14 protein-coding genes are annotated in these 15,064 nt (G+C 50.8%); 9 read left to right on the top strand and 5 right to left on the bottom strand.

Annotated elements, in window-relative coordinates; all coding sequences use genetic code 11:
- Window positions 1-91 precede the first annotated feature (91 nt).
- The 9 genes from BV405_RS16245 (at window position 92) to moaA (ending at window position 8,235) form a co-directional block, all read left to right on the top strand.
- Window positions 92-928, top strand: coding sequence for an ABC transporter substrate-binding protein (locus BV405_RS16245; protein ID WP_086481940.1), 837 nt, complete (start codon window positions 92-94; stop codon window positions 926-928).
- Between the two features lie 284 nt (window positions 929-1,212).
- Window positions 1,213-1,917, top strand: coding sequence for an ABC transporter permease (locus BV405_RS16240; RefSeq protein WP_086481939.1), 705 nt, complete (start codon window positions 1,213-1,215; stop codon window positions 1,915-1,917).
- A 70-nt stretch (window positions 1,918-1,987) separates the two neighbouring features.
- On the top strand, window positions 1,988-2,767 hold the full coding sequence (locus tag BV405_RS16235) for an ATP-binding cassette domain-containing protein (protein WP_176330198.1): 780 nt from the start codon (window positions 1,988-1,990) through the stop codon (window positions 2,765-2,767).
- Window positions 2,768-2,875: 108 nt separating this feature from the next.
- The gene (gene mobA, locus BV405_RS16230; protein ID WP_217895689.1) at window positions 2,876-3,529 is read left to right on the top strand and encodes a molybdenum cofactor guanylyltransferase MobA; all 654 of its coding nucleotides are present in this window, start codon (window positions 2,876-2,878) and stop codon (window positions 3,527-3,529) included.
- A 275-nt stretch (window positions 3,530-3,804) separates the two neighbouring features.
- On the top strand, window positions 3,805-4,434 hold the full coding sequence (gene mobB / locus BV405_RS16225) for a molybdopterin-guanine dinucleotide biosynthesis protein B (RefSeq protein ID WP_086481936.1): 630 nt from the start codon (window positions 3,805-3,807) through the stop codon (window positions 4,432-4,434).
- Window positions 4,434-5,744 carry a bifunctional molybdopterin-guanine dinucleotide biosynthesis adaptor protein MobB/molybdopterin molybdotransferase MoeA gene (locus BV405_RS16220; protein ID WP_086481935.1) on the top strand — a complete coding sequence of 437 codons (1,311 nt, stop codon included), beginning with the start codon at window positions 4,434-4,436 and terminating at the stop codon, window positions 5,742-5,744. The genes mobB and BV405_RS16220 overlap by 1 nt, the downstream gene beginning before the upstream one ends.
- A 154-nt stretch (window positions 5,745-5,898) precedes the next feature.
- Window positions 5,899-6,747 (top strand): cyclic pyranopterin monophosphate synthase MoaC, encoded by an 849-nt coding sequence (moaC, locus tag BV405_RS16215; protein ID WP_086481934.1) that lies wholly within the window; start codon window positions 5,899-5,901, stop codon window positions 6,745-6,747.
- 4 nt (window positions 6,748-6,751) lie between these two features.
- Complete coding sequence (gene moaE / locus BV405_RS16210; protein ID WP_086481933.1) at window positions 6,752-7,225, top strand: molybdopterin synthase catalytic subunit MoaE; 474 nt, start codon at window positions 6,752-6,754, stop codon at window positions 7,223-7,225.
- Window positions 7,222-8,235 carry a GTP 3',8-cyclase MoaA gene (gene moaA / locus BV405_RS16205; protein WP_086481932.1) on the top strand — a complete coding sequence of 338 codons (1,014 nt, stop codon included), beginning with the start codon at window positions 7,222-7,224 and terminating at the stop codon, window positions 8,233-8,235. Before moaE ends, moaA begins: the two co-directional genes overlap by 4 nt.
- Before the next feature lie 58 nt (window positions 8,236-8,293).
- Here moaA and BV405_RS16200 read toward each other — a convergent pair whose 3' ends face one another.
- The 5 genes from BV405_RS16200 to BV405_RS16180 form a co-directional block, all read right to left on the bottom strand.
- Complete coding sequence (locus BV405_RS16200) at window positions 8,294-8,854, bottom strand: hypothetical protein (RefSeq protein WP_086481931.1); 561 nt, start codon at window positions 8,852-8,854, stop codon at window positions 8,294-8,296.
- 147 nt (window positions 8,855-9,001) lie between these two features.
- A complete protein-coding gene (locus BV405_RS16195) occupies window positions 9,002-10,942 on the bottom strand; it encodes a hypothetical protein (RefSeq protein WP_086481930.1) in 1,941 nt (646 codons plus the stop codon).
- 83 nt (window positions 10,943-11,025) lie between these two features.
- The gene (locus BV405_RS16190) at window positions 11,026-12,063 is read right to left on the bottom strand and encodes an ABC transporter substrate-binding protein (protein WP_176330197.1); all 1,038 of its coding nucleotides are present in this window, start codon (window positions 12,061-12,063) and stop codon (window positions 11,026-11,028) included.
- A gap of 257 nt (window positions 12,064-12,320) precedes the next feature.
- Window positions 12,321-12,938, bottom strand: a complete 618-nt coding sequence (locus BV405_RS16185; protein WP_086481928.1) for a response regulator transcription factor — start codon at window positions 12,936-12,938, stop codon at window positions 12,321-12,323.
- 34 nt (window positions 12,939-12,972) lie between these two features.
- Window positions 12,973-14,865 carry a sensor histidine kinase gene (locus BV405_RS16180; RefSeq protein ID WP_176330196.1) on the bottom strand — a complete coding sequence of 631 codons (1,893 nt, stop codon included), beginning with the start codon at window positions 14,863-14,865 and terminating at the stop codon, window positions 12,973-12,975.
- Window positions 14,866-15,064: the final 199 nt, after the last annotated feature.

Below are 15,064 nucleotides of genomic sequence, written 5' to 3'. Positions count from 1 at the left end.
GATGAGGCACTCTGGCATCTATCTTGCTCCAGAGGGTGCCCGATCATAACAAACATTGCACTTTGAAGCATTTAAAGGACTAGCAACTAGCATGAGCACAACTAAAAAGAGCACACTGAAAACCTTTATCCGTTCGGCGGCGTTGGCTGCGCTGGCGGCAACCGTATCAATCCAGTCTTATGCGGAAGACCTGGGGATTGTACGTCTGGCGACCACAACCAGTACCTATAACTCTGGTCTGCTGGATTACCTGCTGCCTGAGTTTGAAAAAGCTAACGGCGCAACTATTCAGGTGATTGCGGTAGGTACCGGTAAGGCGCTGCGTATGGGACGTGATGGCGATGTGGATCTGGTAATGACCCACGCTCCTAAAGCTGAAGCCAAATTTGTAAACGAAGGTCACGGTGTTCAGCCGCGCGGCATCATGTACAACGACTTTGTACTGGTTGGTCCTAAGAATGATCCGGCTGGCGTTAAGTCTGCTAATAGCATTAAAGAGGCGCTGGCTAAAGTTTCTGCGACTCAGTCTCTGTTTATTTCCCGTGGTGATGATTCCGGTACTCACAAGAAAGAACTGGGTCTATGGAAGCAGGCGGGTACTAAACTGCCGTTTGAAGGTTACCGTGAAGTGGGTCAGGGTATGGGCAAAGTTCTGCAGATCAGCTCGGAGCTGCAGGCGTACACTCTGACTGACCGTGGTACCTGGTTGGCTTACAAAACCAAAGTAGATCTGGAAATCGCTTCTGAAGGCGACAAGGGTCTGTTCAACCCGTACCAGGTAATTCTGGTGAACCCTGCTAAATACGACGGTCTGAACACTAAAGGTGCTCAGGCGCTGAGCGATTGGCTGGTATCTGAGGAAACTCAGAAGCGTATTAGCGACTTCCGCCTGCACGGTGAGCGTCTGTTTATCGCTAACGCTAAGTAAGCACGCTTGGTATAAGCGTAATGCAGCTGCCGATGTTCTCCTGCGTTGGTGGCTGTAACTCTGATCGACTTATCTGATACCGCTGGGGTTGTTGCGGCAGTATCAGTAAACGAGATGAGATAAGACCTGCCGGTTGTGACTGATAGCACCGGCGGGTTTGCTGTTTTAAGGTGATCTGTTCTGAGTGAGTTGATCGCCAAGTGTTTTGCCGGAGGAGGCAAAATGACAGAACAGCTAACAACCAATCAAAAGAAAAATAAGATAAGTATAAGGCGCATCCATTAATGGCTTCTCTGACCGAGACCTTTGCTGCGGCGGTTGAACTACTGGTATCAGGCGATGAAGCGCTCTGGACCATTATCGGCGTATCTTTCAGGGTTTCTTTTACTGCACTTCTTCTGGCGATTATTCCGGCGACTCTGATCGGTTTCGCTCTGGCTTACTGGCGTTTTCCCGGTCGGTGGCTTCTGCTTTCTCTGACACACACTCTTATGGCTGTTCCAACTGTTGTTGTGGGTCTGATTCTCTTTATGCTGTTATCCCGCGCTGGGCCTTTGGGTGACTGGCGTCTGTTGTTTACTCAGGATGCGATGATCGTTGGTCAGTTCCTGCTTTGTTTGCCTTTGCTGGTTTCCATGAGTCACAGTGCCTTTCAGGGGGCGGATAAGCGTGCCTGGGAAACGGCCAAGATGTTGGGCGCAAACCCGCTGCGCTGCCTCTGGGTTCTGATGCTGGAAGTGCGCTATGCGCTATATGCCTGCTTTATCGCCGCATTTGCCCGTATTATCGCGGAAGTAGGCTGTGCCATGATGGTGGGCGGTAATATTCTGAATTACACCCGAAGTATCACTACAGCGATTGCACTGGAAACCCTGAAAGGGGAGTACGCGCAGGGTGTGGCGCTTGGATTGGTGCTCTTTATTCTCGCCATGGTGCTGAATGTGGGTATGGGATTACTACGAGGTAAGGGTCAGCTGGCCAGCCGCTGATACAGGTGTTGATGTGATAGAGAAACCATCCGTTGTGACAGAGCGATCTTCCGTTGCTAACAGGCAAAAGATGACCCCGGATTCCGGTTCAACCCAAGGCTTTTTACGATCTCTTCTACCCTGGATTGGCTCCGATAAATCCGAGAAAAGCCGTCCTTCGGGCAAGTTGGCCGATCAACAATCCCCTTCAGACTCTGTGCATTGTTTGCTTAGTATCGAAGGTTTAACTCAGAGCTGGCCGGATCAGGCTGAAGCTCTTTTCAAGGTTGATACGGTGAGTTGGGATGGCCAGCAGCATATCTGGCTGCAGGGAGCCAATGGCTCCGGAAAAACCACCCTGATGCGTCTGATCTCAGGTCTGGAGCCGGTTCAGGATGGGGAGATTCGCTGTCATGACTCTTCCGGGGCGGGTGATCAGCGTATCTGTTATCTGCATCAGACACCGTATCTTTTTGCCGGTAGTGTGGAGCGCAACCTTAACTTTGTGATTCGTTCTTTGAAGGCGGATAAGCGTCCGGCGGCCCGTGAAGCTCTTGAGCTGGGTTTAAAGCTGGCGGGGCTTGAGGGCTTGCGATATCAGGATGCGGTGACCCTTTCCGGTGGAGAGCGGCAACGACTCGCCCTGCTGAGAGCCTGGCTGTTGCAGCCTGATCTGCTTTTGCTGGATGAGCCTGCTGCTAATCTGGATGATGATTCCGTTGAGCTGATGCATCGCTTAGTCACTGATTTAATTGATAAAGGTGCGGTTATTATGGTGAGTTCTCACCAGAAGAACTTACTGACGGATCTTTGTAATACCCGGTGGAGCATCAGTTCTGGCACGTTAGCTGCTTCCTCTATTGAGGGCTAAGGGTTCGTTTGCCCTTTACGTAACGTCACGAAAAAAGTCCACGGGTTTTCCCTAGGTGGCTTATAGTGAATGTCAGATATATGTTTTTTGATAGGCGGAGGAGTCGCTATGTCAGATCTTAATATAGGGATTTTGTCCGGAGTGCCTCAGCCAATGACCAAACAATCAATCCTATCCGACACCCGTGAGATTACAGCGGTGGTTCTGGCCGGAGGTCAGGGGCAACGTATGGGAGGCATGGATAAAGGCTGGGTAAACTTTCAGGGCCGGCCAATGATTCATCATGTGCTGGAGCAGATAAGCCCGCAGGTGCAGTCTGTTCTGATCAATGCCAACCGCAGTCTGGAAGAGTATCAGGCGCTGGGACATCAGGTTGTGGAAGATATCGAACAGGGGTATCACGGTCCTCTGATGGGAATGTTGACCGGTCTGACCCACGCCAAAACTGACTGGGTGTTATTTGTGCCCTGCGATATTCCTCTGCTGCCAAAGGATGTTGTTGAGAAGCTGAACGAGGCGGTCGCTAAGAACGATGTGGATGTGGCAGTAGTTCACGATGGCGAGCGTCTTCAGCCGGTAATCTCTCTGATGCGTCGAAGTCTGTTACCAAGTCTTGAATCCTGGCTGGCTGAGGGTAAACGTAAGATTGACCGTTGGTATATGCAGCATCGTATGGTGGTGGTGCCATTCGACAGCCCGGAAGAAGATTTTATGAATCTGAATACCCAGCAGGAAGTTCAGGAGCTGGAGCAGCGTCTCTGACAAGTTAGTAGTATCTACCAGGGTCTTAAGTTCAATACGCAGTCCATAATTCTCAATCCGGAAAGACAGAAAAGCAGCGCTAAGTCGCTGCTTTTTTTATGGAAATTTTTCCTTGCTCCGGACTATATGGACTTTATTGGTACTTTTTTGACCCGTTTCAGCGCTGCCGTGGAATATTCCTTGCTGAACTAGACTGATAAAACACGACAAAAAGGTTCGGGTATCGAACCCCTGCGCTGAAAGCGAGCTCAGCGCTGAGCCAAATAGGAAGGGTTATGTTGAATTTTCCCCTGCCCGTGCTGGGTTTTTCGGCCTTCAGCGGTTCCGGAAAGACCACGCTGTTGAAGAAATTATTACCGATTCTGGTGCAGAAAGGTGTCCGCTGCGCTGTAGTGAAGCACGCTCATCATGCTTTCGAGGTAGATCAACCGGGTAAAGACAGTTTTGAACTGCGCAAGGCTGGTGCAGCCCCTATGTTGGTGGCTTCAAGTCAGCGCATGGCGATGATGCTGGATTTCCCTGTGAGTGACGAATCACCGGCAAAAGATCCTGATCTGCAGGAGATGATCGATTTTTTACCCCTGCACCGCCTGGATTGTGTTCTGGTTGAGGGTTTTAAGGCGATCCCTTTTCCAAAAATTGAGATACATCGCCCGGCAACCGGTAAGCCGGTAATTGCTGTGGATGACACCAATATTATTGCTATCGCCACGAATGATGTCACTAAGCTGAAAGAGAATCTGGTGGATTCGGGCGAAGCGGTTAATGCACTGCCTTTGCTGGATCTGAATGATCCGGAAGCGATCGCTGACTTTGTGATACAGCAAGTGGAGCAGCAGCGTCAGGCTCTGGATGCTGAGAGCTGCATCGATGGCGACACTACAAGCAAACAGGGAGCTCTGTGATGACATTGGAACTGAATACGTCTCAGGCTGCGGTAAGTTGCTTTGATCAGCCGGGACAGCTGAGTGTTGAGCAGGGGCGACAGGCATTGCTGGATGCGGTTGACGCTGCAGCGAAGCCTCAGATTATTCAACAGCCGATAGCTGAGCTTGCAGGCTGTGTACTGGCAGAAGATGTGATTTCCCCCATCAATGTACCTGCACAGACCAATGCGGCGATGGATGGTTTTGCGCTGGCGCTGCCGGAAGATGGCCGTGAGGTTTTTGAGTCTGAATATGAACTGGTGGGTAAGGCGCTGGCCGGTCACGGTTTTGCAGGTGAGCTGAAAACCGGTCAGGCGGTCACCATTACCACGGGTGCACCTGTGCCTGCGGGAGCCAACAGTGTTGTTATGCGTGAGATCTGCCAGTCTGGTGACAACAGGGTGGTGATCGAAAAGCCGGAATCCCTGCGACTGAATGACAATATTCGTCAGGCGGGAGAGGATTTGGCAACTGGGCAGATTGCGGTTAAAGCAGGCACTCGCCTGACTCCGGCCCATCAGGGGCTGATCGCTTCCCTTGGTCTGACAGAAGTTGCGGTATTTAAGCCTCTTGTGGTTGCGGTTTTCTCCACCGGTGATGAGGTGGTGGCGCAGGGGCAGCCATTACCGGCGCACAGTATTTACGATACCAACCGGTATTCCCTGATCGCGCTGCTGAAAAAACTGCATTGTGATGTCATTGATCTGGGCATTCTGCCGGATCAGGAAGCGGTGCTAGCCAAGACTCTGGCTGAATCAGCGGTGAAGGCCGATGTAGTGGTCTCTTCCGGTGGTGTTTCTGTCGGTGTCGCGGACTACATCAAAACTGCTCTGGCTCAGGTGGGCGAGATCGGCTTTTGGCGTATGAATATCCGTCCCGGTCGGCCTTTTGCTTTTGGCCGTATTGGTAAAGATCTGATCAATAATCCTTCGGGATCGGCGTGGTTTTTTGGCCTGCCCGGCAATCCGGTTGCTGTGATGGTGACCTTTATGCAGCTGGCGCAACCGGCGCTACGCAAACTGCAGGGTGAAACCGGTTGGCAGCTGCAGGGAATTCCTGCCCTTGCCGGTGAAAAGATGCGCAGCCGTGAAGGTCGCACCGACTTTCACCGTGGCATTTTTGGTTTTAACAGTGATGGACAGCTTGAGGTGCGGACAACCGGCACTCAGGGCTCCGGCATTCTGCGTTCGATGACCGAAGCCAACTGTCTGATTGAAATTGGTGATGCCCATGCGGCTATCGCCCCCGGGGATACAGTCAATATCTATCCCTTTGCAGACTTGCTCTGACCGTTACTTTTTAACAGAAATGTCTGCAAACAGCGGCTAACCGCTAATAAATTGATGCGCTTTAACAGCCTTAAAGAATAAAAATGATCACCGCCTCTGGTCGATTGCTTGTTTCAGCATCGGTTTCAGCGCGCGGGAAGTAGAGAGAAAAATTATGACTCAGCGAGCAAACAACCCAGTCTCTGACCTGCACCCTGAAGGCTTTACCCATATTGATGCTAAGGGTGAAGCCAGCATGGTGGATGTGACCGAAAAAGCGGTCACCGCCCGAGAAGCTGTGGCAGAAGCCTATGTCGAGATGCAGCCAGAAACCCTGCGTATGATCGTTTCCGGTGAACATAAAAAAGGTGATGTGCTGGCAGTCGCCCGTATTGCTGGTATTCAGGCAGCGAAAAAAACGGCTGACCTGATTCCCCTGTGCCATCCGCTGATGCTGACTAAGGTGAAGGTTGAGCTGACCCCTGAGCTGGAAAATAATCGTATTCGTATCGAAACCCTGTGCAAACTGGCAGGGCAGACCGGTGTGGAGATGGAAGCTCTGACCGCGGCCTCGGTTGCCGCCCTGACCCTATACGACATGTGTAAAGCCGTGGACAAAACCATGGTGATCTCCGGCACAAAAGTGCTGGAGAAAAAAGGAGGTAAGTCCGGTCACTGGCAGATGGCCAGTGATTCCGCAAGTGTTCAACAGGACGTTTCGCAAGCTGAGGTTTCCCTTCAGGCTACAAATGAAGCCACACAAGGCTCATCAGTTGTTGATGTACGCTTCTTTGCCGGTCTGAGAGAAGCTTTGGGTTGCGAGCAGATCTCTGTGCCTCTGGACAGCGACAGCCTGACCCTTGCGGAGGTGAAGGAGCTATTGATCACCTCCCATGCTGATTGGGCGGAAGCTCTGTCGGCGAAGAACCTGCTGATGTCTGTGAATCAGCAAATGGCGAAAGCCTCTGCCGAAGTCAAGGCAGGTGACGAGGTAGCCTTCTTCCCACCGGTCACGGGAGGCTAGATTGATGAGTTGTCAGATTCATATCAGTGTTCAGGAAGCGGAATTTGACCTGAGTGCAGTGAACCGGGCGATCTCTGCTGATCGTACTGATATTGGTGCCATAGTTACCTTCAGTGGTCTGGTACGGGATTTTAATGAAAAACCGGATGTGCTGGCGCTGACCCTTGAGCACTATCCGGGCATGACCGAGCAGGCGCTGGAAGAGATTGCTCAGGAGGCCGCAGAGCGCTGGCCTTTGCAGGCGGTGCATGTGATCCATCGTGTCGGGCGACTTACTCCGGGAGATCCTATTGTGCTGGTGGCGGTGGCTTCTGCCCACCGTCAGGCAGCCTTTGATGGCTGCAACTTCGTCATGGATTTTCTGAAAACCCGCGCGCCTTTCTGGAAAAAAGAGAACACCCGTCATGGCGATTACTGGGTTTCTGAAAGAAGCTCAGATGCTGCTGCCGCCCGCCGCTGGAAGGAGGGGGATGTATGACCACTTCGATTCAGTCTGAACAGGAAAAGCTGGTTGATGGCTTTGGCCGTCAGGTGACCTATGTGCGCATGTCGGTAACGGATCGCTGTGATTTCCGTTGTGTCTATTGCATGGGTGAAGAGATGACCTTTCTGCCCCGGGAAAAGGTACTGACACTGGAAGAGATGTCTCTGGTGGCAGAAGCTTTTGCTCAATTGGGGGTGAACAAGATCCGCCTGACCGGTGGTGAGCCTCTGGTGCGCCGAAATGTAATGGAGCTGATCGAGCATATTGGCGATCTGCCGCAGATTACCGATTTTGCCATGACCTCAAACGGTTCCCAGCTGGGGCGTATGGCTGAGGATCTGAAAGCTGCAGGCCTGAAGCGTCTGAATATCTCTCTGGACTCTCTGGATGTTGAGCGGTTTCGTCAACTGACCCGCAAGGGGGATCTGACTCAGGTAATCGCTGGTATCGATGCTGCGGTAGCAGTGGGTTTTAAAGGTATCAAACTCAATGCCGTGATTCTTAAAGGTCGCAATGATGACGAGATCTTAGATCTGCTGGAGTTTGCCATCGAGCGTGGCATCGATATCAGCTATATCGAAGAGATGCCGTTGGGTGAGATCTCTGAGCATGAGAGAGAAGAAACCTACTGCTCCAGTGATGAAGTCCGTGAAGTGATTGCCCAGCGCTATGAGCTGGTGCCGACTACCGAAAAGACAGACGGGCCGTCTCGCTATTTCCGCATTCCGGGGCTGAAAACAAAAGTTGGATTTATCTCGCCCCACAGCCATAACTTCTGCGGCACCTGTAACCGGGTACGGGTAACCGCTGAAGGGCGTTTACTGCTTTGTCTGGGGAATGAGCACTCAGTGGATCTAAGAGCGATTATCCGTGCAAATCCGGGGGAGATAGAGCCGGTGAAGCAGGCAATTCGGGAGAGTATGTCGATTAAGCCGGAGCGTCATCACTTTACAACGGATGGTGATGTTCAGGTGGTTCGCTTTATGAATATGACCGGCGGTTAAGCCGGTCATCACTTTATACGGGCTGAAAGCTCTATTCTCTCAAGCGGTACTGGCTCGGTCAGAAATTTTTGCTTTCCAGCTGTTCAAAAACCTTTGGATAGCGCTGGGAAGCCCGGTCAATCTGTTGCTGTTTCAGCATATAGTCCAGATACACCTTGCCGCCCATTTTCAGCACATTGCCATAAAAGTAGATGCCGGGTTCTTCAATTTTCAGGGTTTTGGTATTGCTGAAGTAAAGAGTGCGCGGATTATCAGCAGGTTGGCTCAGCTGGATGCTCTTGAGGGTGAAGAGGGATTCCGTTTCTGCATACATGGCAAATACCATGCGGGAAGGGCCTCGGTGAGGCATTAGGCCTTGCTGGTTAATGGCAGTAGCGTGTTCATCCAGCTGCAGGCTGACCAGTACGATCGCTTCATCGGAATCAGGATCAAACTCTTCCCAGGGGGATACGCTTTGCTCCCGCATGTTGGAGCAGCCGGTTGTCAGTGCGATGATACTGGTTAATGTCAGCCCTTTTAACAGCATTACAAAGTTTTTGAAGCCTGCCTTATCAGATGTAGAACCTGATGAAATGCTGCTCTGGCATGGTGTAACAATCTGCTTAATCCGCTGAAACATCGACTTTCCCTTGTAGAACCGTAAGCAATAACTCATTAAATCATTGAGTCAGTTATTTTGCCGTGAAAGCTATCCATTAAGGATAGCTTTTTTGTAGGCATACGTTACAGGATGCATCTTTCCATCGATGCTTTATTGCCCGAAGGCTTATTCCGCCAGTCGGCGGGCTTCAATCAGAGCCTTGTACCAATCTCGTTTAGGGGCAGCAACCACGGGTGGTCGCAGGTTCAGATAGCTGATTTTGCGTTCTCTTGGTTTGGCAAACTGATTGAGCATATTCAGTCGGCTTTCGCGGGCATGATAGGTATCACGCAGGAAGGCGATAGCATCTTCCCCTAATTCCACCTGATAGTGTTTTACCAGCGCTAATGCGAGACGTTCAGCCGCTACAGAGAGATCGTGGCGCTTCTCATTGGCCATGGCGGTTCCCATAGCAGCCTTGGTTGCAGCACTCATGCCGGGCTCAATATCGTTCATATAGATGGCATTGGTGCTGTAAATTGCCCGCTGGATCTCCGGACGGCTCAGATGAATATGAGGTTCCAGAGCCAATGCGATCTCAATAGCCAGCTGCTTGGCAAGTTCAGGTGTAATATGGTCTTCCGGCAGCGAAGAGCGTTCCACTCGACCACGCAGCGCTTTGTTGCGAGCCTGATTCTGATCTTCCGGTGTCAGCTTATGTTTCACCATAAAGTCATGTAGCTTGGCGCAGACTTCACTGATGCCTTCTTCATCCAGATAGACATATTTTTCTGTCACCCGAAGACCTCGGTGGCCGGTGCCGATCTGCAGTTTGTTGTCGCTGACAGAGAAGGTATCAACAAATTTTTCCCAACGGTCGGAAGCTTTGAGCAACTGTACGTGAATGCGACCGATGCGCTCGTATGAGCGACGAATCTCTTTCCACAGATTCAATGCTTCGCCCAGCTGACGGGATTGCTCACGAATCCAGTTTTTATCGACTTTGGCTTTTTTACGACGGGCTTTGCGGCAGTATTCTGCAAGTCGCTCGGCACACTCATCCATATAGTGCTCGGCACTTTCCACCAGAATGTCTGCGGACTGGTTGATCTGGAGTTGTTCAACTTCTTCGTCTTCACTGGTGCGCTGAGACAGATACTGTTGGTTAATAAAGTTCGCCAGTGCACGGATACGACTCAGGCCGGTTGCCTGTGCAATCCGGTATTCACTGCGGTTTCGTTCCATGCGATCCAGAGCATCAGCTAGCTCCCAGCGACCACGGTAGGCGAAGGTCAGCATGGAGATTTTACGGCCGCACAACAGCTCAAAGGCCAGAACCACCATCTCTTCGACATCCTCGTCGGACATCAACAGGTCGTTCTCTTCCTCGATGGCTGCGAAAATACGTTCAATAAAGTTTTCCTGACGGGGCATGCCCAATTTCTGATCCGGACTGTCGCCCTGTAAACGTGTACGGATAATAGGAATGGCATCGGGTTCAACCGTTTCCAGCTGAACCAGTACATGACGAATGAGAAAACGCTGGCTTTCCACCAGATCATCGATTCGGCGATCCATGCCCACCTGACGATAGATTTCGATCTGGCTGATCAGCCGGGCGAAGGCTTTGTTTTGAGTCAGGTCGAAGACCGCCTGTTTCAGCGATTCCGGATCAAGATCAGCTTTCTGAAGCAGGAGTTTGGCGACATAACGCTGGCGCTGTTCAGTGTCATGCTGGTGGGTATGCAGATCCAGTATCTGCCAACGAAGTTCGGGTAGTTGCTCAAGAACCAGTGAAACCCTTCGCTTTTCCTCTTCCAGTTTCGGCACGCGGGTCAGACGATAGGTAATCTGAGCGATAATACCTGCCACACCGGTAATGACGGTGTAGATAAAGAAGAAGATCAGGTTTTCCTGAGTAGGCGCTTTGTTATAACCCAGAATGTAGCTTAGCTGTGCGGCGAGCAGGGTAACAGGACCTGCAGTCCAGGCAAGGGACAGCAAAGAAATCCCCCAGGGCATGGTGGTTACCGCTTCGCTGATCTGGCGAATATGGGCGAAACCTTCCCGTTGGATAGAAACTTTGGTTGTGCTGCTGTCTGATTTGTTCCGACCAAAGAAGCCCATAACTGCTATTCCATTTTTTACCGCAAAAACAACAGTCTAAGGTTGAGTCTGGTGAAAGGCAAACCAGTAATCAGGCTTTCCGGTTACTGATTGTTGCCTGCTTCAAAGAGGTATTTTTTCCTGCCTTCAGACAGCTCTGATTCCTGCAGATAGTGGCTGAAAAGGGTGAAGTCGATATTGGCGAAATCCCGTCCCGGTTCGAGCCAGAGTTTTCCGTTTTTTTCCGGTACTGCAACTTTGAACGGGTATTTTCCGGAGTAGAGGGGGATACTCAGCTGCTGGTAGCGTTCGCTTGCGCCATGCAAATGGTCATAGAGATAAACCAGTCCCCATGCCGCAGCCATAAAGTGGCCGCCATAACTGTTAAAAAGCTCGCCCCGCTGGATTCGTCGTCTGGCTTCCGGCAGAAGGTCGAATCCGGTCACCAGAACATCCCGTCCGGGGATCTGATCGCCCTCCTTAAGCGCATCCACTGCCCGAACGGCCATGGCATCGTTTGCAGCCCAGATGACGCGTACTTCCGGATAGCGTTGCTGAGCGGATAGGGTCGCGTTATAGGCGTGCTTGGGGTTGTAGCGGGTGTGAAAAATCTGGCGGATCTCAACCATCTCTTTATAACTGACCAGCGCATCAAACATGCCCAGAAGTCGCTGGGCATTGGCCTGAGAGGAGGTATTGCCTTCCAGAACAATCATCGGCAGCGGGCGCTGATCCGGAAAGCGCTGCAAAGCCTCTTCAATCAGTTCATGGGTCAGTTGCCGGCTGGCTTCGTAATTATTAACGGCAATCTGCCCCAGCCAGTAGCGATAATATTGCCCCGGCCGGCCCATATTATCTTTCGGGGAGAAGCCATTGTCGTAGATGACACTGTAGATCTTGTGTTTTTCCAGCAGATCGAGAACGGCTTTGCCGGTATTTTTAATGTTGGGGAAAAGCACAGCATCCGGTTTTCGGCTGGAATTGACCAGCGCGGATAGCACCCTGACCGGACGAAGAGGGTTACCGTTAACCGAAATCACCTGCAGGCTGATATTCAGGTCCTCTGCTGCTTTTGACGCAGCTTTAGCAACCAGTTGCCAAAAGGGGTTTTCCTGATTGTTGATCAGAAGTACCACCTGCATAGGGGCTGCCTTACTCAGAAAAACGGTCTCACTTTGAGTGCTATTGCTTTGATCAGCTTGTGCCGGTCGCCAGGCAATCAGCAAGATCGTAATGATAAGAGAGCTGAGCAGGAAAATAGAACAGCAGGTACGAATAAACCCTGAAAGCGAAGAGGCGATCCGCTTTCGGTTCCTGAAACCAATAAAAGACGAAACCTGAAACTGGGCTGGGGTAGGCATAAGATGATGGTTTCCCGGTATGACTGGATTCGGCTATTTTATTGCTGGTAGGTCAGGTGCAGTCTGACCAGTTCCGGCAATGAGTTTGCTCCTGTCTTGCGCATAATATTGCTGCGATGATACTCCACCGTTTTCACCGTGATATTCAGCTCTCTTGCGACCTCTTTATTGGCGCAGCCTTTAACCAGAAGTTCCAGAATCTGGTATTCCCGCTTGGTCAGGGACTCCAGCGCCTTGTGGCTTTCCTGTTCGATCTGGAGAGCGCTTTTGGTTTCACGGAACTTCTTAAGAGCCGCTTCAACTTTAAAAACAAGCTGACTGTGATCGATAGGCTTTTCAAGAAAATCAAAGGCTCCCAGCTGGATGGCGCGCACCGCCATAGGAACTGTCGCATGACCTGTGATAAAGATGACGGGCGCAATAATATTCAGAGATTCCAGCTGCTGAAACAGCTCGATACCGCTCATTCCCTGCATACGAACATCAAGCAGAATACAGCTGGGTTCTGAGGTTTTGTGTGTCATCTCCTCAAGGAATTCTTCGCCGGATGCATGGGTGACAGCATCATAACCATAGGATTCCAACAGCATCTTCAGGGATGCCGACACAGATGCGGTGTCATCAATAATATGAATTTTTTGTGGAAGTGTTTGCAAGTCTTGGTCTCCTGAAGCTGACTACAACCCGGTGTCAGGGCTGAAGATGACTTTCAGACGCTGCCGGATCTTTTTTCTCCGGCGTTATTATTTGTGTGGGCAGCCGTAGGGTAAATTCTGCTCCGCCATGTTCGGGATTCCGGGCTGAAATAGAGCCATGGTGCATCTCCGCGATACTGCGGCAGATTGCCAGTCCCATCCCCAAACCTTTTTCTTTGGTGCTGTAGTGAGTGGTAAACACCCGTTCGATATTCTCAATGCCGGGACCGTTGTCGCTGACCCGAATCATGTAATAACAATCTTCTTTGCTGAGTCTGATGCTCACCCTGCCGTTCCCGCTTTCCTGTTCGGCCAGCACCTCAATCGCGTTAGACAGCATATTGATCATCAGCTGCTTTACCTGAACTTCATTAGCGATTACAGGAGCTTCACTCAGATCGGTATTCAGGTGCAGGGCAACCTGATGCTTATCTGCTCTGAGGCGGCAGAGATCCAGACTTTCCTGTAATGCTTTCACCAGATCCAACTGTTGTTGAGGGTAATCGTTCCGCCCCAGATGGCTACGCGCCTGCTGAACAATCTGGGAGGCGATATCCGCCTGCTGAATCAGGTGCTCAAGACTGTGGTGCAGTTTGTCACTGCTGACGTTTTCTTTCTGGCTGAAGTTGATGGCAGACAGAGCATAGTTCTGAATAGCTGCCAGAGGTTGGTTGATCTCGTGAGCGATGGTGGTCGCCATCTCGGCTATCGCCATCTGGTTCTGGCGGTAGTTCATCAGTTCATCCGCTTCTTTTTCCAGCTTCTCTGCACGGATCTTGTCACTGACATCCCTGAGGGTGACGTAGTAGAGCCCTTGCTTGTCATACATCACCATATTGAAGTGCAACTCTATCTGTAGTCCCGCTTTCTGCAAAGGTGTGGGCAGGGAGCTTTCATCCAGACGATAGCTGCCATGTTCCAGTGGTTTAGAGCCGAACATCACTTCGAAATCCTGTTTGATTAGCTGCTCAAGGGGCTGATCCAGAACATTCATTGCGGCCTGATTGGCATCAATGATGCGATAGCGTTCTTCATCTTCCAGTCGAAAGCTTTCCACAATCAACAGCGCATCAACATTACGGTGGAAAAGTGCACGATAACGCTTCTGGCTGTTTTGCAGCATGTTGGTCAAAAGGCGGGCTGATTCCCGGCCTTCAGCCACTTCGTTAGTTCGTTCAATCAGTTTGGCATGGGCTTCCTGCTGGCGGTTATGGTAGCGGAAGTTATTTTCCTGCAGTTGGTTGTAGGCGCTGACCAGCTCCTGAATCTCTTTAGGGTCGGTTTGTTTCTGGGTGATCTGGCGCAGATGGTCCGGGCGGGAGACCGATATTTCGTTGATCAGAACATCAAGGCGCTTCTGTAGTTTTCGGTGCAGGAAAATAATCAGCGCCAATAGTGGCAGCAGAAATTTCAGAATACCCAGGATCACAATGGAAACCGCTGACTCAGTTCTGCCTTCCAGAAGGATCTCTGGGTTGTAGTGGATATTCAGGTTACCCAGTAACAGTCGCTGTCCCTGAGCGTTGGTATAGCTCAGAGGCTTGCTGATCACGATGGGAGACAATGTCGAATTCTGATTGTTGTTTCGGCTGCGCAGATAGATACGGGAGAACTGATCGGAAATCATCAGATAATCCACGTAGGCTTCCTGAAATAAACTGTCGCCAATCAGATCGATGGTTTCTGTATCGGCATCATACAGAGCTTTGGAAAGCACCGGCAGAATCAGCGTAATACGCTTCTCAACATGGGTTTGGGTGTTACTGACGCTTGACTGGTAGTAGAGGTAGATCTGAAACGCAGAGAGCAGAATAACGGTTAGCAACAGCGGCAGAATAACCAAGCGAACTAGCTGATTTATAAGTGATATTTTTTTGGTTTCTTCCATTGCCATATCCAGTCTGCCGTATGATTCCAGTATACCTTTGACCGCCTGATTATGCCCTAGGGAAAACCCTGAATGAAAATGGTAGTGAACCGAGTGGTTGGATTACAGACTTTAACTCAAACTTACACACAATGTCCGGTTATTCAGGAATCGGTCAGATTTTAAGGATGGGTTTGCTTTGGTAGCGATTCAGTAATCA

The sequence above is a fragment of the Oceanospirillum sanctuarii genome, assembly GCF_002150805.1.
In the GTDB taxonomy this organism is placed as follows: domain Bacteria; phylum Pseudomonadota; class Gammaproteobacteria; order Pseudomonadales; family Halomonadaceae; genus Oceanospirillum; species Oceanospirillum sanctuarii.
The sequence above is the reverse complement of the archived record's forward strand: the minus strand, read 5'-3'. Positions and strand labels throughout refer to the sequence as shown.

Coding starts and splice junctions, on each gene's coding strand:
- moaE (WP_086481933.1), top strand. CDS start 6,752: ATGAGTTGTCAGATTCATATCAGTGTTCAGGAAGCGGAATTTGACCTG.
- BV405_RS16195 (WP_086481930.1), bottom strand. CDS start 10,942: ATGGGCTTCTTTGGTCGGAACAAATCAGACAGCAGCACAACCAAAGTT.
- mobA (WP_217895689.1), top strand. CDS start 2,876: ATGTCAGATCTTAATATAGGGATTTTGTCCGGAGTGCCTCAGCCAATG.
- BV405_RS16180 (WP_176330196.1), bottom strand. CDS start 14,865: ATGGAAGAAACCAAAAAAATATCACTTATAAATCAGCTAGTTCGCTTG.
- mobB (WP_086481936.1), top strand. CDS start 3,805: ATGTTGAATTTTCCCCTGCCCGTGCTGGGTTTTTCGGCCTTCAGCGGT.
- BV405_RS16220 (WP_086481935.1), top strand. CDS start 4,434: ATGACATTGGAACTGAATACGTCTCAGGCTGCGGTAAGTTGCTTTGAT.
- BV405_RS16245 (WP_086481940.1), top strand. CDS start 92: ATGAGCACAACTAAAAAGAGCACACTGAAAACCTTTATCCGTTCGGCG.
- BV405_RS16235 (WP_176330198.1), top strand. CDS start 1,988: ATGACCCCGGATTCCGGTTCAACCCAAGGCTTTTTACGATCTCTTCTA.
- BV405_RS16240 (WP_086481939.1), top strand. CDS start 1,213: ATGGCTTCTCTGACCGAGACCTTTGCTGCGGCGGTTGAACTACTGGTA.
- moaA (WP_086481932.1), top strand. CDS start 7,222: ATGACCACTTCGATTCAGTCTGAACAGGAAAAGCTGGTTGATGGCTTT.
- moaC (WP_086481934.1), top strand. CDS start 5,899: ATGACTCAGCGAGCAAACAACCCAGTCTCTGACCTGCACCCTGAAGGC.
- BV405_RS16190 (WP_176330197.1), bottom strand. CDS start 12,063: ATGCAGGTGGTACTTCTGATCAACAATCAGGAAAACCCCTTTTGGCAA.
- BV405_RS16200 (WP_086481931.1), bottom strand. CDS start 8,854: ATGTTTCAGCGGATTAAGCAGATTGTTACACCATGCCAGAGCAGCATT.